General features: G+C 52.3%; 19 protein-coding genes and 2 pseudogenes. 10 read left to right on the top strand and 11 right to left on the bottom strand.

Annotation, left to right across the window (positions count from 1 at the left end; translation table 11 throughout):
* Nucleotides 1-17: 17 nt before the first annotated feature.
* From HVX64_RS22410 to HVX64_RS22395, 4 genes are read right to left on the bottom strand one after another with little or no spacing between them, the layout of a single operon-like run.
* Nucleotides 18-1,766, bottom strand: a complete 1,749-nt coding sequence (locus HVX64_RS22410) for a putative frv operon regulatory protein (RefSeq protein ID WP_181825191.1) — start codon at nt 1,764-1,766, stop codon at nt 18-20.
* The gene (locus HVX64_RS22405; RefSeq protein ID WP_044257186.1) at nt 1,766-2,836 is read right to left on the bottom strand and encodes an aminopeptidase; all 1,071 of its coding nucleotides are present in this window, start codon (nt 2,834-2,836) and stop codon (nt 1,766-1,768) included. The genes HVX64_RS22410 and HVX64_RS22405 overlap by 1 nt, the downstream gene beginning before the upstream one ends.
* Nucleotides 2,826-4,271: a PTS fructose-like transporter subunit IIBC gene (locus HVX64_RS22400; RefSeq protein WP_058587297.1), complete on the bottom strand. Its 1,446-nt coding sequence runs from the start codon at nt 4,269-4,271 to the stop codon at nt 2,826-2,828. The genes HVX64_RS22405 and HVX64_RS22400 overlap by 11 nt, the downstream gene beginning before the upstream one ends.
* Before the next feature lie 10 nt (nt 4,272-4,281).
* Nucleotides 4,282-4,728 (bottom strand): PTS fructose transporter subunit IIA, encoded by a 447-nt coding sequence (locus HVX64_RS22395; RefSeq protein ID WP_044257189.1) that lies wholly within the window; start codon nt 4,726-4,728, stop codon nt 4,282-4,284.
* A gap of 483 nt (nt 4,729-5,211) precedes the next feature.
* On the opposite strand from HVX64_RS22395, the gene HVX64_RS22390 reads away from it, so the two are divergent.
* Genes HVX64_RS22390 through HVX64_RS22360 form a run of 7 tightly spaced genes read left to right on the top strand, consistent with a single transcriptional unit; the run spans nt 5,212 to nt 10,063 of the window.
* Nucleotides 5,212-6,192, top strand: coding sequence for a 6-phosphofructokinase (locus HVX64_RS22390; protein ID WP_044257191.1), 981 nt, complete (start codon nt 5,212-5,214; stop codon nt 6,190-6,192).
* 11 nt (nt 6,193-6,203) lie between these two features.
* Complete coding sequence (locus HVX64_RS22385; RefSeq protein WP_042325486.1) at nt 6,204-6,518, top strand: PTS sugar transporter subunit IIB; 315 nt, start codon at nt 6,204-6,206, stop codon at nt 6,516-6,518.
* A complete protein-coding gene (locus HVX64_RS22380) occupies nt 6,511-7,878 on the top strand; it encodes a PTS sugar transporter subunit IIC (RefSeq protein WP_042998879.1) in 1,368 nt (455 codons plus the stop codon). Before HVX64_RS22385 ends, HVX64_RS22380 begins: the two co-directional genes overlap by 8 nt.
* Nucleotides 7,865-8,707 (top strand): class II fructose-bisphosphate aldolase, encoded by an 843-nt coding sequence (locus tag HVX64_RS22375; protein WP_042998880.1) that lies wholly within the window; start codon nt 7,865-7,867, stop codon nt 8,705-8,707. Before HVX64_RS22380 ends, HVX64_RS22375 begins: the two co-directional genes overlap by 14 nt.
* A 59-nt stretch (nt 8,708-8,766) precedes the next feature.
* A complete protein-coding gene (locus HVX64_RS22370) occupies nt 8,767-9,036 on the top strand; it encodes a hypothetical protein (RefSeq protein WP_042998881.1) in 270 nt (89 codons plus the stop codon).
* A gap of 32 nt (nt 9,037-9,068) precedes the next feature.
* A complete protein-coding gene (locus tag HVX64_RS22365) occupies nt 9,069-9,506 on the top strand; it encodes a PTS sugar transporter subunit IIA (protein WP_044257193.1) in 438 nt (145 codons plus the stop codon).
* Nucleotides 9,503-10,063, top strand: coding sequence for an ATPase AAA (locus tag HVX64_RS22360; RefSeq protein WP_042998883.1), 561 nt, complete (start codon nt 9,503-9,505; stop codon nt 10,061-10,063). Before HVX64_RS22365 ends, HVX64_RS22360 begins: the two co-directional genes overlap by 4 nt.
* A 46-nt stretch (nt 10,064-10,109) precedes the next feature.
* On the opposite strand, the gene HVX64_RS22355 is transcribed toward HVX64_RS22360, so the two are convergent.
* Nucleotides 10,110-10,433 carry an AzlD domain-containing protein gene (locus HVX64_RS22355; protein WP_042998884.1) on the bottom strand — a complete coding sequence of 108 codons (324 nt, stop codon included), beginning with the start codon at nt 10,431-10,433 and terminating at the stop codon, nt 10,110-10,112.
* Nucleotides 10,433-11,092, bottom strand: a complete 660-nt coding sequence (locus HVX64_RS22350; protein WP_044257194.1) for an AzlC family ABC transporter permease — start codon at nt 11,090-11,092, stop codon at nt 10,433-10,435. Before HVX64_RS22350 ends, HVX64_RS22355 begins: the two co-directional genes overlap by 1 nt.
* A 98-nt stretch (nt 11,093-11,190) precedes the next feature.
* Between HVX64_RS22350 and HVX64_RS22345 the strand changes: the two are divergent.
* The 3 genes and pseudogenes from HVX64_RS22345 to HVX64_RS22335 all read left to right on the top strand — a co-directional run.
* Nucleotides 11,191-11,736 (top strand): annotated as a pseudogene (locus HVX64_RS22345) (XRE family transcriptional regulator); the annotation flags it as partial.
* 339 nt (nt 11,737-12,075) lie between these two features.
* Nucleotides 12,076-13,467, top strand: coding sequence for a carbohydrate porin (locus HVX64_RS22340; RefSeq protein ID WP_042998886.1), 1,392 nt, complete (start codon nt 12,076-12,078; stop codon nt 13,465-13,467).
* A 74-nt stretch (nt 13,468-13,541) separates the two neighbouring features.
* Nucleotides 13,542-14,899 (top strand): annotated as a pseudogene (locus HVX64_RS22335) (IS3 family transposase).
* Nucleotides 14,900-14,953: 54 nt separating this feature from the next.
* On the opposite strand, the gene rhaM reads toward HVX64_RS22335, so the two are convergent.
* From rhaM to HVX64_RS22310, 5 genes are read right to left on the bottom strand one after another with little or no spacing between them, the layout of a single operon-like run.
* Nucleotides 14,954-15,268: an L-rhamnose mutarotase gene (gene rhaM, locus HVX64_RS22330; protein ID WP_042998889.1), complete on the bottom strand. Its 315-nt coding sequence runs from the start codon at nt 15,266-15,268 to the stop codon at nt 14,954-14,956.
* Nucleotides 15,265-16,413, bottom strand: a complete 1,149-nt coding sequence (fucO, locus tag HVX64_RS22325; RefSeq protein WP_042998890.1) for a lactaldehyde reductase — start codon at nt 16,411-16,413, stop codon at nt 15,265-15,267. The genes rhaM and fucO overlap by 4 nt, the downstream gene beginning before the upstream one ends.
* A gap of 60 nt (nt 16,414-16,473) precedes the next feature.
* Nucleotides 16,474-17,478 (bottom strand): ABC transporter permease, encoded by a 1,005-nt coding sequence (locus HVX64_RS22320; RefSeq protein WP_042998891.1) that lies wholly within the window; start codon nt 17,476-17,478, stop codon nt 16,474-16,476.
* Nucleotides 17,475-18,479 (bottom strand): ABC transporter permease, encoded by a 1,005-nt coding sequence (locus HVX64_RS22315; protein WP_042998892.1) that lies wholly within the window; start codon nt 18,477-18,479, stop codon nt 17,475-17,477. The genes HVX64_RS22320 and HVX64_RS22315 overlap by 4 nt, the downstream gene beginning before the upstream one ends.
* Complete coding sequence (locus HVX64_RS22310; protein ID WP_044257444.1) at nt 18,479-19,984, bottom strand: sugar ABC transporter ATP-binding protein; 1,506 nt, start codon at nt 19,982-19,984, stop codon at nt 18,479-18,481. Before HVX64_RS22310 ends, HVX64_RS22315 begins: the two co-directional genes overlap by 1 nt.
* Nucleotides 19,985-19,988: the final 4 nt, after the last annotated feature.

Here is a 19,988-nt window from a genome sequence, read left to right as displayed (position 1 = left end):
TTTTTTTGTGTCTGTCATTATTGTTTTAACAACGACATAAACGCGTCATATCCCGTTAACTCACAAATGGTTTCGGCGGGATGCTGACACAGCACGCTGGCCAGATAGCTGAAGATTTTTAATTCGTGACGTGCGTCAGCGGCAGCGCAAGCAATCAGTACATGGCTGACAAGTTCATTATTGACCTGTACGGGATGCGCCAGAGTAATGAAGAACCCGCGAAAGTGACGCTTCTGTTCGCTCCAGCAGTGGGGGATCGCCAGATGATTGATAATCAGGTTTTCGCCTTCATCTTCGCGGGCGCATATCCGCAGTGCTTCATCACGGGTGATATGTTCCTGCGCCACGAGTTTGTCGCAAATCTGATGGGTAATGTGATGCCAGGTTTCGTCGGCGAGATTCATATAGTGAAAGCTGCCCGCCTCAGAGAAGAAGCGCTCCGGTTGCTGACGAATAAACGCCGTGGCAAGAAAATTTTTGATTTGTTCGGACCCGACTGCGGAAATAATATTTTTAATAGTCAGGACATTTTTTAATGAGTCATCCAATAAATAGTGGCTGTTATTGACGATCAACAGGGGATCAACTTCTTGTCTTATCGCGTACACATCACTGGGAGTGCGTGCAATGATCACCCGACAATTCAATACATCACGTTCAATAGCCTGCTGATTTATGGTGGCAATCGCATTTTGATCGGATAATAAAATGATGGGTTGACGCTCATTTTGGTGCCGCTCCAGCGCACAGGCGAAATAGAGCCCGATCAGATCACTGTCAAACAGCGGAATTTCTAACTGTTCACGCAGTAGCGCAATGAAGCGCAGGCTCATGTCAAATGCAGCGGGCCAGGCCGCTTTCAGGTTATTCATGCTGCTCTGGCGATGTTCCGGTACCCAAACGGGGGCCGAAACGCATCTCAGCAGGTGACCCGTGATATTTTCAACCAGTTGCGTATCGATAAGGTTCAAAGTGGCGACGCCAGGTACGCGTTGTAGTAAAGCAATCACGGTATCGGCAGACAGGGTCATGGCCTGTTGTTGCTGTTTATCCAGCAGTCCGTGCAGCGTTTTGAACGCGTTCTCGCCAAGATAGATCCCGCCCTGTTCTACGGCATTTTTTAACACTGTATGCCGACATTCAGGCCATGTGCCCGAGAGTTGATTACGCAGTGCATAGACCGCCAGCACCAGACTGGCGAGGTATTCACCCGACGTCAGTGGGAACTCAGCAAGAAGATGTTCACATGCGCTGGTAAGTCGTTCGACAGTGTCTCGCGTCACGCCGGGGAGAGGAATTAACAGCGGGTCTTTTTTGAGCAGGTTCGCCAGCAGGACAATCCGTTTTTCTTCTGGTTCATCAACGAAATGGCCCACACCGGGGCGGCTGGAAAGACAAAATGCACGCTCATAGCGTTGCTTCAGTCGCGACAGACGGTCTGCGACCCAGGTTTCCGGCAAATTAAGCGAAGAAGCCAGTTGTACGCGGGGGGTAAAGGTATTGAGCAGCAGAAGTGCCAGCAAACGATCGTCGTTATCATGGCGTTGTAAAAGCTGAAAAAAGCTGCGCCGGTCGATAATGTCCAGTTGGTAACCCGCACTGCCACCAGGCTGAATGCGCGCTTTCCCGCTGAGGGTAAAATTGATGTAATCAATATCGCGCAGGATTGTTCTACCCGAAACGCCAGTTTGCCGCGCCAGCTCGCTGAGTGAGTTAGGCCGTTGTTCAAGAAGGTCGACAAGCGTTAACTGGCGTTCACTGAGCATCAGATCACCCGGCGAAAGTCGGTGAAAGTTTTGATCTGCTCTGCCGTCAATGAAGTCAGCAGGTCACGGACTAACGTAAACAATGCATCATAATCTTTTGCAGAAATCATGCCGCTATTGGCATGCAGATAGCGGGTGGGCAAACAGAGTGCTGCAACGGGGCGCCCGCCACCCATCACATTGTAACGTCCACCGTCTGTTGCTCCGGTTTTCATGGTACAGAACTGTAAAGGGGCGCCACTGTTTTCTGCACTCGTCCTTAATGCCGCGACCAGCTGTTGATTTGGGAAATAACGTTTATCAAACAGCATGAGCCCTGGACCTTCACCCAGTTTCAATGGGTATTTGGTGTTGTCGATTCCAGGGACATCACCAGCAACAGCAGTATCCAGGACGATAACCACGTCGGGCCTGATGTGTTCTGCTGAGGTTTGCGCGCCGCGCAGCCCCACCTCTTCCTCCACGCTGCCCACGCCATAGAGGGTGATATTCGGATTATCGACGGACTGCAAAAGTTCTGCCATCAGGGCGCAGCCGACACGATTATCCAGTGCTTTGCCGACGATTTTGTCGTCGCCCCAGCAGGCAAAGTTCGCCTCTGGGCTAATGAAGTCACCGATCGCAATACCGCGCTTTTCTACCTCTTCGCGGCTGCTCGCGCCAATATCAATGAACATTTCGTCAAATGTCAGTGGTTGCTGTTTCTGTTTTTCGGTGAGGGCATGCGGTGCAACGGAGCCGATAACACCAGGGATTTTAAATCGCTTGCGGGTACAAATAGTGACCCGGTGGTTCAGCATCGACTGACTCCACCAACTCCCAATTGTCGTAAAACGCAGAAAACCGCTATCGTCGATATGTGTGACCATAAAGCCGACTTCATCCATATGACCGACGACTGCCACCTTTGGCCCACAATGACCTTTACGAGCAACAAAACTGCCGAGGCCGTCAAACGTCATTTCATCCACGCAGGATTCCAGCTCATTGATGAGAATTGCGCGCACTTCTTGTTCATCGCCACTGACCGCGCTGGCTTCGCATAATTGCTGAAGTAACTTAATGTTCATGTGCATGTTCCTGTTGCGCGGTCTTGCGTCTCAGCCACAGCCCTTTCAGGATGATAATCAACGCAATGTTCAGTGCGAGGCCAATAGCCAGCACCAGGTAAAAGGAGCCTACCGGCGACATCAGGCCAATCAGCGGATCAAAAATACCTAATCCCGGCGCGAGGCGTTTGATTCCGAAAGCGATCACCAGCATTCCGGTAATACCACCGGAGAGTGTATTGGCGGTAATCATTGGCAGCGGTGCGGCCAGGGCATAAGGAATTGCGGGTTCGGTGGCGACAGTGGCGCCGACCACAATCGCGCTGCTCGCGGCGGCCTTCTCCTGTGAGGTAAACAGTTTGGGTGTCAGATACGTGGCAATGCCTGCCGCGACGGGAGGCATTAGCGCCACTACGCCGACGATGGCGTACCAGTCATAGATATGTTTTTCCAGCAGTGAGAAGCAGAAAAACCATGCGGTTTTGTTGATGGGCCCACCCATATCAAATGCCAGCATCGCGCCAACGAGGAAGGCGGCGCCCATTTTCATGGACGGGGGGATCGTGTTCAGGAAGTGCAGCAGGCCGCTCATCAGATCAGACATCACCGGACCAATAACGTAATACGTCAGCACGCCAAACACCAGCAAAGTGGCGAATGGGATTAGCATCGAGCCAAGCAACGGCTGGAGCGCTTTGCCGAGACGGACTTTGCGAAACCACAGCACGAAATAGCCGATTGCCAAACCCAGTACCACCGCGCCGAGAAAACCAGCACCAGACTGGGTGCCGAGCAATCCTTTGTCGTTAGCCAGATAGCAGACCAGAAACGCCGGGGCAAATGCGGGTTTGTCGGCAATCGACCACGCGATATACGCCCCCATAATGGGGATCATAAAGGTGAAGCCCAGATAGCCGATGGATTCGATAATCCAGGTAAATGACGGCGCACCCTTCGACATATCGGTATACGGCAAGCCGAACTGCACCAGCATATTCGCGATGGCGACCAGGATACCGCCACCGATCACAAACGGGAGCGCAGCGGAAACCCCCGCCATCAGGTGGCTCATTACACTGCCTTGCTGGACATCCTGTTTACCGAGTTTAACGCTACTATCTGCGGTAAACATCTGCGAATGAGAAGGCAACTGTGTGAAAATCTGGTCGATATTTTTTAGCGCCTGGGAAATGGCGATCTCATAGACTTTTTTCCCGGCAAATCGCGCCCGATCGTCACCACTTAAGCCACGCCCGGTGGCTAAAATCACGTAATCGGCGGCGGCAATGTCATCCTGCGTCAGGCGGTTTTCTACACCACTTGCCCCCTGGGTTTCGATTTTAATCGTATGACCGAGCGAGCGTGCTTTTTGCTCAAGCGCTTCGGCCACCATATAAGTGTGGGCGATGCCGGCAGGACAGTTGGTGATTGCTACTAAACGTAAGGATGACTCCATAGCCGCTTCCTTATGAAGTTAAGGTCTGATTGAGCAAAGTCAGTACCTGAGTGGCGTCACCTTGCTTCAGTTGATTGATGAAATCCTGATGGATAAGTTTGCGACACAGGGTGCCGATGATTTTGACCTGATCGTCTTCGCCGGTTTGCGGTATGCCGAGGCAGATCCAACAGTTAACGGCTTCGCCATCGCTGGACTGCCAGTCCACTCCGTGAGTTTTACGGGCAAACAGTACAAAGGGGTGTTCTACGCAGGTGCTTTTGCCATGGGGCACAGCGATACCTGATCCGAATCCGGTAGAATGCAGTTTTTCCCGCATCAGCAGCGTTTGTAAAAACAACTGGCGATCGGTGATCGCGCCATTCCGAAACGCCATTTCCGCGAGTTGTTTCAGAATGGAATAAGTGCTGTTGCCCTGAATATTCAGGTCAATACAACGTACCGTAAGCTCTGACATAGAGAGACTCCGTTAAAACCTCTTTTCTACGATTTTAACGATGCTTTCGTATTGAGATGAGCGGCAATATGTCTGAGCGGAGTGACATAATGTGGGCTAAGCATCAACAGGCTTTGTGCACGAGGCCACATTTTGCAACGCGACGCAGAAAGAAATAATGCGCTGATAAACCTCCCGGACGCAAAAAAATGCGATATTTCTCACATTTCTCTCTTTTTATAAACTCGATATGACGTACAGAATAGGGGCGCGTAAAAAGGATGAGGGGGGCTTCAATTAACTAAATGATAATTAACGGAATTAAAAAATCACGCTTTGATAAATTTCATTTTTATATGTGATTGGCATCACAAAAATTGACCATGCAATCAGTCTGTCAATATTACTCGCCTCTGAATTTATCAGCATAATGTGATCTTCATTGCAAATAGCGGACTTGAAGTCAGGGAAAAATGTTTCCACGGGTGCTTCGGAGGAAACGCAATGAAAATTGGTATTGTCATTAGTGGGGGCGATGTGTCTGGAATAAATAATTTCATATTCCAGATTGCCCGACTCGCGGATGCAAAAATTACCTTATTCAATGGTGGTATTCCCGGCTTGCTGGAGAAAAATCATCATGACGTGGCATGGCGCGATTTGGTCGATTTTTCTATCGCGGCAATACCTCTCATTACCTCGGGAAGAACGACCCGTAAGTTGCAGCGTAGCGAATATGAAACGATCGCCAGAAAACTCAAGTCGCTGCACATTGATGTGTTAATTATGGCGGGCGGTGACGGCAGTTTACAGTTTCTCAATACCCTGAGCGAATTTGATATTAATTGTTTTGGCGTGGGGATGACTATCGATAATGATGTTTATGGCAGTCATTATACGATTGGTTTTTCGACCGCCTGTGAACAGATTATTAAGGAGGTTTCTCGTTTACGAAATACGGGCAGAGCGCTACCTGGTCGCGTGTTTATGGTGGAATTATTGGGGGGATATTGTGGTGAATTAACGCTGCAATCCGCAATTAAATGCAATGCGGATATCGCCCTGATTCCGGAATGCCAGATGTCGCTTGATGCCTTAGCGGAACGGGTAAGGCAAAAACTGACCGTCCAGAATAGCGTGATTATTCTGTGCTCAGAAGGCTACACCAGAGAATATTCTCCCGGTTTTCAGGGGGCGATTGACACCATGATAAAACAGCTCGAACCACGTATTGGCGAGCGCATTCGTAAAACGATTGTTGGTTACGGTTTACGTAATGGCGATCCGACCTGTGAAGAAATTTATCAGGGCACCATCATGGCGAGCGAAGTGGTTCGATGCATCCAGTCAGGGATGAAAAATAAAGCGATTATTATAAATCAAAGCAATAAACCTATTCCGATTGATCTCGTAAGTATGAAAAAACGTCTGGTCGATACAGAAGGACATCATTACAAACTTGCCAAACAACTCAATATTATTTGAGGAGACCTTACATGCTGAAAATTCTTTGCGTATGTGGCTGCGGCCTCGGTTCAAGTTTTGCTATTGAAATGACGGCGAAAGCGGTTTTAAAGAAACTGGAAATTCCTGCGCATATCGAACATACCACGGTATCTGAAGCAGGGGCGTTTAAATCTGACATGATCCTGACGCAAAAAACCTTTGCTGACATCTTAACGGCGGATGCCAGTGAAGAAGAAATTAAACGGGTCGTGGTTCTGAATAAGCTCACGGACAAAGACGAAATTGAAGCCAAAATCGTCGCGTTTTTAAAAGAGCGGAATCTGAAGGTAGCTCATTATGAATAGCTTCGTTGAATTCATCGTTAAAGATTTGCTCGGTCAGGCGTCGATATTAATCGCCTTTATCGCGATGCTCGGACTGATCCTGCAAAAGAAATCACCGGGAAAAACCGCAGAGGGGACGTTTAAAACGCTGCTCGGTTTTTTAATCATGATGGCCGGGATCAATATTATTGTCGCCACACTGACCTTCCTGAACGATATTTTTACTCAGGGATTTGGTATGAAGGGCTACATTACCGATGTGGCTGCCATCGCCGGGTTAGCTAACCGTGAGTTGGGCTCAGAAGTGGCGTTAACCCTGATGGTGATTTTTGCCGTCAATATCATCATCGCGCGTCTGACACCGCTGAAATACATCTTCCTGACCGGACAAGCGTTATTGTGGATGGCGACCATTGGCGCGGTCATTGGCTATAAATCGGGGCTCACCGGACTGCCGTTGATTCTGACCGGCGGGGTTTTTGGCGGCGTGATGGCGGTGCTGATGCCTGCGCTGGCGCAACCGGTGGTCAGGCGCATCACCGGCTCGGATGATGTGGCGCTGGGGCACTTTTGTACTATTGGCTATCTCGTGCAGGCGGCGGTGGCTAAAGTGGTGGGCAAAGGATCTCGCTCCACGGAAGACCTTGAATTACCCGATAATTTCAAGTTCTTACAGGATACCTATCTCGCCATGGCGGTAGTGATGGTGCCGATGTACCTCATTCCGGCGCTGGCGGCGGGTCCGGAATATATCGCCCAGTTCTCCGGCGGCGTGAACTATCTGATGTATGCCTTCATGCAGTCCATTCAGTTTGTGGCCGGTGTCTTCGTGCTCTACAGCGGCGTGCGCTTACTGCTCAACGAACTGGTTCCGGCATTTCGCGGTATCGCTATGCGTATCGTTCCGGATGCAAAGCCCGCGCTGGATTGCCCGGTTCTGTTCCCTTATGCCCCCAACGCGGTGATTGTTGGGTTCCTGGCGACCACTGTCGGTTCCATCATCGGTATGCTGGTGTTCCCGATGTTTGGTCTGGCGATGATCCTGCCGGGTCTGCTAACTAACTTTTTCGCCGGGGGGACCGCGGGCGTCTTTGGCAACGCGCTGGGCGGCCGTCGTGGCGCGATGATCGGCGGCGTAGTTCACGGGCTGTTCATCACCTTCCTGCCTGCGATTCTGGTGCCGATGCTGGAAACCTACGGTTTCACCGGCGTCACGTTCAGCGATTCTGACGTCATCAGTTCCGGCCTCGTTTTAGGCCACGCCTTCCAGAATAACTGGCTGTTTGTCGCGTTGTTCATTGTTTTTGTTGCCGCACTGGCATGGTTCGTAAACGGTAAATCCGCTAAGCCAAAAGGGGAAAATGTTCATGAGTCTGTATAATTTCAACGAGATCCTAAAAATCGGCCAGGAAAGAAATTTCAAAGCGATTGGATCCTTTAACCTGCACTGTATTGAAATGCTGCCTGCGTTTTTTAAAGCGGCGCAAAAAACGAATAGCCCGTTAATGATTCAGATTTCAACCGGGACGGCAGAATATCTGGGTTATCGCCTGCTGGTTGATGCGGTGCGTTCGCTGGCGGAGAGCGAGAATGTCCCGACCTGTCTGCATCTGGATCACTGCTCTGATATCAGCGCCATTGAGACGGCGATGAATGCCGGATTTTCCTCGGTCATGTATGACGGCTCGCACCTGGAACTGGAAGAGAATATCGGTAATACCCGCATCGTGGTGGAGATGGCCAGACCGCGCAATATTACGGTGGAAGGCGAGCTTGGGGCTATTGGTGGCTCAGAGGATGGTAAAGCAGTGGCGGCAGAGGATATCTGCTTTACGACGGTAGAAGATGCCAAACGCTTCGTTGAGGAAACGCGAGTCGACATGCTGGCGGTGTCGGTGGGGACGGTACACGGCTTGTATACCGGCAAGGCACAGATTCAACATCAGCGGCTGCAAGAGATCAGCGCCGCGACCGGTGTTCCACTGGTATTACACGGGGGAACGGGGGTGAGTGATGACGATATGCGCCTGGCCGTCACTGAAGGCATTAATAAAGTGAATGTCGGCACGGAAATGAACGTACAGTGGGTCGACCAGTGTAAAAATACCTTTGAGAAAGGCAAAGTGAATGACAGCGTACGTAAGTTTTTAATTCCGGCAAATAATGCCGTCACCCAGGTATTAATGGAAAAGATCGCGTTATTTAAATAACTCCGTTATTAATAAATGATGTTTTGTTGCCCTGTTGTCCATCAGGGCGGGGGATCGCTATGTTTGAATCTTTGAAATCGTTATGGAAAAAAGAAACACGCCCGCCGGAAGATTATGATGAACAGTCCCGTGTTCTGGCAGGAGAAATCGCCAGGCTGGAAGGTGAACTGCAGGGCAACCCGGGTAATGGTGAAATACAGAAAGCATTAATGCTGATCTATAACCGGGCGCTGTCGGTCTATGCCAAAAGCCAGACGCACCGGCAGGATATTGATTCGCTTTTTGTGCGTATAGATGAGTTGCGTAATGTTATTCGCCGGAATATTTAGCGTCGGGTTTATTAAGCGCTTAGGGAGTCGTCATGACGATAAAAGAATTACTGATCGAGGCCGATGCCATTCAGGTTGGCGTCGCGGAAAACGACTGGCAGAAGGTGATTCAACTGGCGGCCAGACCGTTGGTCGCAAAAGGGTATATTTCAGCGGAATACGGTCAGGCAGTTATCGACAACACCCTCAGTCATGGGGCGTATTATGTATTTGATGAAGGGGTTGCGATCCCCCATGCCCGTCCAGAATGTGGGGTGAAGCGCAACTGTTTTAGCATGGTGCTGTTGGATAAGCCCATTCAGTTTGCCGACAGTGAAGCCGCCGACATTGTCATTATGTTTGGTGCACAGGACAGTAATGCGCATATTGAAGAGGGCATCCGCGCCATTGTCGCCTTACTCGATAACGATGAACGCATGGCGAAGTTGCGGGCGGCACGTTCCCAGGAAGAGGTGGTCGCGTTGCTATGAAACGACACCTCTCGCCGGACTGTAAAACAGTGATTCTGATTAACGGGATCCCCGCTTCAGGTAAAAGTACCATTACTCATCAGCTCTCCGGGACCTTCAGTCTGCCATTGCTGACGATTGATGGGATCAAAGAGCCGTTTATGGCGCGCTTTACGGATATCGACCGACCTTTCAACCGGCAGTTGGGCTGTGCGGCCTATGAGGTGATCTGGTCTATTATCGGCCACGCTCCGGCGAACGTTGTCTGGCTGGTTGATGCCTGGTTTGGCTTTCAGCCTCGCGAGAGGTTGCAACAACTCTTGCAGCAGGCGGGCGTTGAGAAGGTGTTGGAAGTGTGGAATCAGATCACGCCTGAGCTGGCCGTGACGCGCTATGCCACCCGCTTACAGGATCGCAAACCGGGTCATCCCGGTGAGGAGTATCTACCCGAACTGGCGCAACTGGCAGAACGCGCCGAACCGATGCGGCTCGGGCCGGTGTTTACGGTAGATCAACAGCAAACGCTGGATATTGAATCCGTTATCGCCTGGATAGACGAACAGATAGACAAAACCTGAACGGTAGAGTGTCGTTACCCCTTCAAGGGCGCCCGCGGGCGCTTTTTTAGTGTATCCCTACCATTCGCAGCAGCGCGGTCACCACGGCGGCGGCGACGATCACCACAATCAATGGCATCTTACGCCAGGCGAGAAAGACCGCGAACGCCACGCCGAGAACGCGTGCCATGCCAGCAAAATGCTCGCCTTCATAAAAGGTGGTGGCCAGGGCGACGGAAAACAGCAGTACCGTGGCGGCATCGGATAACAGTGCCTGAGCGCGTTCAGAGAGCGCCAGGCGACTGCCCAGTCTGGCGCCGCCGAGGCGCATTAAATAGGTGCCTGCCGATAAAATGGCGATACCGACGATAAACAGCGTCATGTTACCCATTACTTTTTCCTCGTCAGTAAGCCCAGCAGGGAGAGCAGAACTGGCAGCCCGACCGGCGCGAAAGGCACGACGGCGAGCGACACGGCGGCTCCGCTCAGGCCCCGAATCAGAGTGGTACGGTTTTTAAACGCCGGGACGACGAGAGCCAGCAGGATAGCCGGGAACACGGCGTCCAGCCCGATGGTTTCCGGGGCTGGCAGCAATTGACCCACCACGGTGCCCAGCAGGGTCCCCAGCGGCCACAGAATGGCAACGCCGAGGCCACATAGCCAGTAGGCGGCTTTGCGCTGCTCTGGGGTTTTCTGCGACAGGCCGAACACGACGCTTTCATCGTTCATAATATGGCAGCCGAAAAAACTCGCCGCGCGGGTGCCGACCAGATCCCGTACCGTCACGCCAAACGGAACATGGCGGGCGTTAACCAGTAAACCGGCTGCGGCAGCGGCTAACGGATTACCGCCGCTGGCGACAATGCCGATAAACATAAATTCGGATGCCCCTGCCAGCACACAAATAGAGAGTACAAACGGCACCCACACCGGGAAGCCATAAGCCATCGCCAGTGAACCGTAGGACATCCCAACCACGCCTACCGCCAGGCAGACCAGAAAGATTGCTTTTATCGTGTCTGCCTTCAGACAGGAGAAGAAGTGCGCCATGATTTAGCCATATCGAACGAATTTCCATTATAATGAACGCAACATCAGTGTTTGACAAGATGAACGATTCGTTCGATATAAAAAACATGGAGTCGGGTATGACACAACCCATCAGCGTGATCGCCAAAAGTCTGGTTCGCGAGCGTCAGCGGACGGGTCTGTCGCTGGCAGAAATCGCCCGACGGGCGGGGATCGCCAAGTCGACGCTTTCCCAACTGGAGGCGGGGAACGGTAATCCTAGCCTGGAAACTCTCTGGTCGCTTTGTGTGGCGCTGGATATTCCCTTTGCGCGACTGCTGGAGCCGCAGGTGCAAAAAACGCAGGTGATCCGGTGCGGTGAGGGTACGAAAGTAGTGGCTGAACAGGCGCACTATCAGGCGATTTTACTGGCTGCCTGCCCGCCTGGCGCACGGCGTGATATCTATCTGTTGTTGACCCAGCCTGGAGCCGACCGCATTTCTCAGCCGCATCCACCGGGCTCGATCGAGCATATTATTGTCACGAAGGGAAAAGCGCTGGTCGGGCTGACAGAAGCGCCAGAAGTGTTAGGTGAGGGCGACTATATTTGTTATCCCGCCGATCAGGAGCATATCTTCCAGGCGCTGGAAGCGGATACCCAGGCGATTCTGGTGGCCGAGCAGAGTTTAGCGAACCTGGAATTTCACCGTTATGGTATGCAAAAGGCTCCCCCGAATGATTACTTCTAATTATTTTTTCTCTTAATGCATATTTAATTGTTTTTATGATATTTCGTTTATTTTAGCCCTTTTGTTATATTCCTCACGAACTGAAAGCTTTCTGCGTTTACACAAAGAAAGCTGCATGTTAGTAATTGCTGGCCTGCGGCGCGGTAACAGTTGATTATTATCATCAATTGTAGCCGTTATTAAATATAAAAATAACACATACTATTTTGTTATTCATTTTGCGTATTTCTCAAAGAAATACGCTGTCCATTATTTATTTTCAAGGAGCGCAAATAAATGAGGAAATCGACGCTGGCTTTAGCAATAGGTCTGTTATTAATCGCTAATAATGGTTTTGCTAAAACGCAAAAAATGACGCTGGAACAACGGCTCGAACAATTGGAAGCGCGACTGGAGGCCGCAGAATATCGGGCGGCAAAGGCGGAAAATCAGGTTCAGCAATTACAGACCCAACAGGCAACCGAAATCCGTGAAATTAAGGCGGCACAGGGCAACACGCCAGTTAACGGCCAAACCCCTCCTGAGGAGACGAAAAAGAATGCCGCGACACCGAATCTGCTGCTTTCCGGTTATGGCGATCTGAAAATCTATGGTGATGTTGAATTCAACATGGATGCGGAAAGTAATCATGGCTTGCTGGCAATGACCAATGCCAGTGTTGACCATGATCCGACTAACGAACAGTGGAATATTAATGGCCGGATTTTACTGGGCTTTGATGGTACACGTAAGCTGGGTGAGGGTTATTATGCCGGATTCTCCGCCCAACCGCTGGGGGATATGACCGGTACGGTGAATATCGATGATGCCGTCTTCTTCTTTGGTAAAGAGAATGACTGGAAAGTGAAGGTGGGGCGCTTCGAAGCCTACGATATGTTCCCACTGAATCAGGATACCTTTGTTGAACATTCGGGGAATACCGCCAACAATCTGTATGACGACGGCAGCGGTTACATCTATATGATGAAAGAAGGCCGCGGTCGTTCTGATGCTGGCGGTAACTTCCTCGTCAGCAAGCAGGTGGATAACTGGTACTTCGAGTTAAACACTCTGCTGGAAGAAGGCACTTCACTCTATAACGATGACGAATTCCACGGTCGGAGAATGGATCAACAGAAAAACGTTGCCTATTTGCGTCCGGTTATTTCATGGTCGCAGGATGCGTTCTCGGTAGCTGCCGCGATGGAGTCGAACGTCGTCAATAACGCCTATGGCTACACCAACTCAAACGGTAAATTTGTCGATCAGTCGGACCGTACCGGTTACGGTATGACGATGACATGGAATGGTTTAAAGAGCGATCCGGAGAATGGCATGGTGGTTAACCTGAATACCGCTTATCTTGATGCCAATAATGAAAACGATTTTACCGCCGGGCTGAACGCGCTGTGGAAACGTTTTGAATTAGGTTATATCTACGCGCATAACAAAATTGATGACTTTGAAGGGGTGGTGTGTGATGACGGCTGCTGGATTAATAATAAAGGCACCTATGACATTCATACCATTCACGCGTCGTATCAGTTTGCTAATGTGATGAATATGCAAAACTTCAATATTTACCTTGGCGCATATTACTCAATTCTGGATAGCGAAGGCGATAACGTGAACGGCGACGATTCTGATAATCGTTATGGTGGTCGCGTTCGCTTTAAATATTATTTCTAAACGAAAAGGCCCGGTAGCGCCGATGGACTGCACCCCAAAAGTTGGACACTCAACTGAGTAAGGTGCAGTTTTTTATGGCAAAGCCAAAATATTCCCCTGAAACAAAACTGGCTGTGGTTAATCATTATTTGTCCGGAAAAGACGGAGAAGAGCGTACAGCCGACCGTTTTGGTGTTGAAAGAACTTCCGTCCGTCGCTGGGTCAGGGCGTGGCAACTCCACGGTATGGAAGGGCTGTCAGGGAAAAATAAACATCATTCAGCTGAATTTAAACTCGTCGTCGTCCGGGCGGTTATCCGTGACCACCTGACGATGCGTGAAGCAGCTGCCCGGTTTAATCTCTCTGCAGAAACGCTTGTCCGACACTGGGTCTGCGTGTACAACGATGCCGGAGCGGAAGGACTGCTAAACATTCAACGCGGGCGGCCTGGAAAAATGACAAAACAAAAAATCCCCCCATCCCCTACAGATAAAGAACTGGAAAAACTCTCCCCGAAGAACTCCGGGCTGAACTCCGTTACCTGCGGGCAGAGAATGCCTATCTAAAAAGTTGAAGGCCTTGGTTCAGAGCGAAAAAACGGCAGCAAGCCCTGATAATCAGTGAACTGAGGCATAAGCACGCTCTGCGAGTACCTCCTGCGCGCGGCAGGCATGTCCCGCAGTACATGGTATTACAATATGAATGCCCTGAAGCAGGTGGACAGGCATGCCGGGCTGAAAGATAAAATCCGTGAGATATACGCACGGCACAAAGGCCGTTATGGCTACCGCAGGATCACGCTTTCGCTGAGAAAGCAGGGTCTGCTGGTGAACCATAAAACCGTGCAGCGGCTGATGACAGAGCTGTCGCTCCGGTCTCTGATAAGGGCGAAGAAATACCGCTCATGGAAGGGGAAACAGGCAAGGCAGCCCCAATATCCTGAGCAGGAACTTCAGTGCATCAAAAGCCAATGAAAAATGGGTTACGGATGTTACAGAGTTCTCGCTGCAGGGTAAAAGCTGTACCTGTCGCCGGTACTCGATCTTTTAACCGGGAAATAATCTCCTACAGCCTGTCGGAAAGGCCGGTGATGGAGATGGTTAATACCATGCTGCGGGATGCGTTCTTAAAGCTCGGACCAGACGACGCCCCCTTGCTGCACACAGATCAGGGCTGGCAATATCGGATGGCAGGCTATCAGGCAAAGTTAAAGGCGCAGGGCATGACGCAAAGTATGTCCCGAAAAGGAAACTGTCTGGATAATGCCGTGATGGAAAACTTCTTCGGGACGCTGAAATCGGAGTGTTTTTACCTGAGTCAGTTCAGCAATATCAGCGAACTGAGGAAGGCGATAGAGGATTATATCCGTTACTACAACAACGAGCGGATAAGCCTGAAACTAAAAGGCCTGAGTCCGGTAGAGTACCGGGCCCAGGCTCTGAAGGCCGCTTAATATAAACTGTCCAGATTTATGGGGTCAGTCCACGAGGTCTACCGGGCTCATCGATTACTCCAGATAAAACACGTTTTTCAGCTCTGCGCTCACCGGGCTGTTATCCGGATTTGCGGGCATGACGTCGCGCATATGCTTCCACCAGCGCTGACAAACGTCAGTGTTGGCAACGGCGTTCCAGCGTTCTTCGGACTCAATCTCTACGGTCGCAAACAGCAAATTACGCGGCGCATCGAGATAGATCGCGTAATGATGCGCCCCGTGCGCTTTCAGCACAGCTTCCAGCTCCGGCCAGATGGGATTATGCCGACGCTGGTACTCCTCATGTGCGTCGGCATTCACCTGCATCACGAACGCTTTGCGGATCATAATGCCTCCAGATACAGCTCGCGTACTTCGTCACGGCTGGCAGTCCGCGGGTTACACGGCGCACAAGGATCCGCCAGCGCTTTGTCCAGCCAGCCTTCGATATCCTCTTTAGTGACGCCAAGCTGGCTGAAACCAGCCGGAATACCGACACGTTTGCTTAATGCGCGGATGGCGTTGATCGCTTCCATACTTGCTGCTTCATCGCTCATACCACGGGTATCGACACCCATCGCCTGCGCGATGCGGGCAAAACGCGCCACTGCGTTCGGGCGGTTAAAGTTTTCGATAATCGGCAGCAGGATGGCGTTACAAACGCCGTGCGGCAGGTTATGCGTGGCGCCCGGCTGGTGCGCCAGGGCGTGAACCAGCCCCAGGCCGGCGCTGTTGAACGCCATCCCCGCCAGATACTGACCAAACGCCATTTGCTCGCGCGCTTCCAGGTTGTGGCCATCATCGACCGCTTTTGGCAGCCACAGGTTGATTAGGCGAATCGCTTCCAGCGCATTGGCGTCAGTCAGCGGGTGTGCACCAACAGAAACATATGCTTCCACCGCGTGGGTCAGCGCGTCCATACCGGTTGCTGCCGTCACGGAGGCCGGGATTTCCAGCATCACGCTGGCATCGTCCACGGCGATATCCGGGATAATGTTCGGATCGATGATAACCTCTTTCACCTGGCGTCCGGAGTCGATGATCACGGCGTTGCTGGTCATCTCGGCAGCGGTTCCGGCAGTGGTGTTAATGGCAACCAGCGGTACGCCTGGGTTTTTCACTTTCCCCACGCCGGAGTAAGCGGTGGAAGGCCCCGGGTTCGCGGTGAGGATTTTCACGGCTTTAGCGGTATCGATCGGGCTGCCGCCGCCAAAGGCGATGAGGTAATCACAGTTCGCGTCCTGATAAGCCGCGTAGCCTTTTTGCACCAGCGCTTCGGTCGGGTTCGGGAACACCTCATCGAACAGGTGGTACGACATTTTGTGCTCATCCAGCGCCGCAAACAGACTGTCGAGCAGGCCCAGCTTAACCAGTTGACCGTCGGTGACGATCAGCGCTTTTCCCCATTGCTTATTCGCTACGAGGTTCACCATATCGCCAATCGCGCCCGCGCCGTGCAGACTGATTTTCGGAAGTGCCAGCATAAAGCTCATGTTGTTTCTCCTTAAAGTGATGATATTTCCGGCGGCAAAACTCCATGTCGCCGGAGGGATTCAGATTCGTCGTCGTTGCATCATTCGGCGGGTAAGAATCGGCAGCGAGATCACCACGATCAGCATCGCGCCGATAATGATCGACATCACGATGCCCGGCACGTTGAGCAGGCTCAGGCCGAAGGTCACCAGCCCCATCAGGAACGCTGCGATGATGACGCCAGTCATGCTGCCGGAGCCGCCGAGAATATTGACGCCACCCAGCACCGCCATTGTTACCACGGCCAGCTCCCAGCCCATCGCGATGGTGGGACGCGTACTGCCGAGTCTGGAGGTGAGCAACACGGCGGCCAGTCCCGCCATGAGTCCGACCAGAGCGAATAAAATCAGGTTGTGACGTTTCACGTTAATGCCGGAGTACCACGCGCCCACCGGGTTATTACCGATGGCGTAGGTGCGGCGACCAAAGTTCGTTTTGTGCAGCAGGAAGGTGAACACGATCGCCAGTACGATAAACAGCGCAAACTCGAACGACAGCGCGCCCCAGACGTAGCCCTGACCAAACCACGTAAAGCTTTCCGGGTAAGCATTCAGCGCCTGATCGCCGAGTAAAATGTAGGTTATGCCTCGATACAAACTCATGGTGCCGATGGTGATCACGATGGATGAGAGATTAAACCGCGTCACCAGGATGCCGTTCAGCAGCCCGCACAAGAGTCCGGTTCCCAGCCCGACGCAGACCAGCAGGGGCGTATCCATTCCCGCTGCCGCGCAGAACCCCATGGCCGTCGAACTCAGCGCCAGAGTTGACGCCACCGAGAGATCAATTTCCCGGGCGATAATCAGCATCGCCATGGGCAGCACGATGATCGCTTTTTCGGTGAAGTTGAACGTTGCGTCGGAGAGATTCCAGATATTAAGGAAGTACGGCGAGGCCAGCGCGTTGACGATAAATACCGCCAGGGTGACGGCGAACAGAAAACCCTCCCAGCACAACAGGCGTTGCCAGACCGCGCGCGTATCGGGGGCGCGTTCGATCGCTTCAGACGTCATCACTTTATTCATGAGTTCACCGCCTGTTTTTGCCGTGCCAGCGCTGCGTTGCGCAGAATTAACCGGCCTTTGTGTTTATTGCTGCGTTCGTTGAGCAGAACGGCAATCACGATCACCGCGCCGGAAATAGCCATCTGCCAGAAGGGTGAGATGCCAATGACGGGCAATGCGTTATTGATCACGCCAAGGAACAATGCGCCACACAGGCAACCGAGAACGCGACCGATTCCTCCCATTGTACTGATACCCCCAATCACACAGGCTGCCACAACCTGTAACTCAAAACCGTTAGCTACATCGACATAGGCAACAGCGAATCGGGAAATCCACAGGTAGCCGCAGAAACCGGCGAGGGCACCCGACAGGCAGAAGCTGATGAACTGCATTTTCCCGGCATTGATCCCGGTGTAATACGCCGCAGTGGCATTCCCGCCTGCGGTGTACAGCGCTCGTCCTGTGCGGCTGTAGCGCAGGAAGTAGCTGACTACGATAACGGCGGCGATGGCGCACCAGCTCAGTACCGGCAGGCCAAGCAGAGCAAAACGAGGAAGGGCGAGGAAGCTGTCGCTCATCTGATGCGAGTTAATCCAGCCGCCGTTCGACAGCAAAAAGATAATGCCGCGATAAATGCTCATGGTACCGAGCGTGACCACTATCGCCGGGATACCTAATTTCCAGACCAGCAGACCGTTGATCATTCCCATCACCAGACCGCAGGCGGTTGCCAGTAATATCAACGCCCAGACGGGGATCTCAGGATGCTGGAAGTTGAGCAGGGCGACGATCATCCCGGTGAGCGCCAGATTGGCGGCCATCGACAGATCGATACCTTTGGTCAGTAGTACCATCATTTGCCCGAGCGCGAGGATGATCAGAATCGAGGTGTCATTGAAGATTTCGGCCAGGTTGCCAGGAGAGACAAACGACGGGACGCGACTGCCGATGGCGGCGATCATCAGGAGAATAACCGCTGCCAGCAGGGCTTCGCGGTGTTTGAGCAGGCGCTGAATCATTATGCTGCCTCCTTATTGATGCCGCTGGCGGCGCTGACAATGGCCTCCGCTGTGGCTTCACCGGCGCGGTATTGCGCGACCATCAGCCCTTCGTGCATGACGATAATTCTGTCTGCCATGCCCATCACTTCCGGGAGTTCAGAGGAGACCATGATCACCGCCAGCCCTTGCGCCACCAGTTCGGACATAAACTGGTGCACCGCCGCTTTTGAGCCGATATCGATGCCTTTGGTCGGTTCGTCGAGAATAATCACTTCAGGATGGGTGGCGAGCCATTTACCGATCACCACCTTTTGCTGATTGCCGCCGGAAAGCGTTTCGACCGCCTGACGCCAGCTAAACGCTTTGACCTGCAGGCGTTTAGCATAGCTGTCCGCCAGTTGCCACTCTCGCGCCGCATTGAGTACGCCACGCGGATTCAGCTTACTCAACTGCGGCAGGCTGATATTCTCGGCGATACTCATTTCAATGATTGCCCCCTGTTTTTGTCGTTCTTCCGGCACGCAGACAATACCAGCGCGAATCGCATCGGCAGGCTGATGAAAATGAATGGCCCGTCCGTTGAGACGGATTTCACCGTGAGAAGGCCGGGATACGCCGGACAGCGCCTGCATCAATTCGGTCCGTCCTGCCCCCACCAGCCCGTAGAAACCGAGGATCTCCCCTTTTCTCAGAGTGAAATCAATGTGGGCAAATTCAGTGGGATGGCAGAGATCTTTCACCTCCAGTACCGTCTCGCCTTTCTCGCAGGCCACTTTCGGGAAAGTCTGGGTAATCGCGCGTCCTACCATCATGGCGACCATCCGCTCTTCGCTAATCTCATGGATGTCGCCGGAACTGACGAATACGCCGTCGCGTAGAATGGTGTAGTGATCCGCCAGCTCAAAGATTTCATCGAACTTGTGGGAGATAAACAGAATCGCTTTGCCTTCCTGCTTCAGGCGCTCAACGATTTGATAGAACTCCAGAATTTCGTGTTGCGACAGTGCGGCGGTCGGTTCATCGAGAATCACTACCTGGGCCTCAAAGGAAAGCGCACGGGCAATGGCCACCATATGGCGCTGGGCGATGCTCAGGGTTTTCAGCGTGGTGCGCGGATCGATCTGCACCTCAAGGCGGGTGAGGATCGCCTGCGCCCGACGGTGCATTTCTGGCCAGTCGAGCTTTTTGAAAAAGCCTTTATACAGGTATTGGCCGACAAAAATATTCTCAGTCACCGACAGCTCATCGAACAGCACCGTTTCCTGATGAATCGCGGTGATGCCGACTTTATGCGCCGCTTCCGGCGTCGGGAGCTGAACAGGAATAGCCTTGTAGAGGATTTCCCCCTCATCAGGCTGATAGATGCCGGTCATGACTTTGACCAGCGTGGACTTCCCCGCGCCGTTTTCGCCCACCAGCGCGGTCACTTTGCCTGGCCAGAGATCGAGCTGCACGTTCTCAAGGGCGCGCACGCCGGGGAATATCTTGGTGATCCCATGAAGTTGCAATAAAGGGGTGGACATGTCG

The sequence above is a fragment of the Citrobacter sp. RHB20-C16 genome (assembly GCF_013890155.1).
Classification (GTDB): Bacteria; Pseudomonadota; Gammaproteobacteria; order Enterobacterales; family Enterobacteriaceae; genus Citrobacter_A; species Citrobacter_A amalonaticus.
This window is presented reverse-complemented; position numbering and strand designations above follow the sequence as displayed.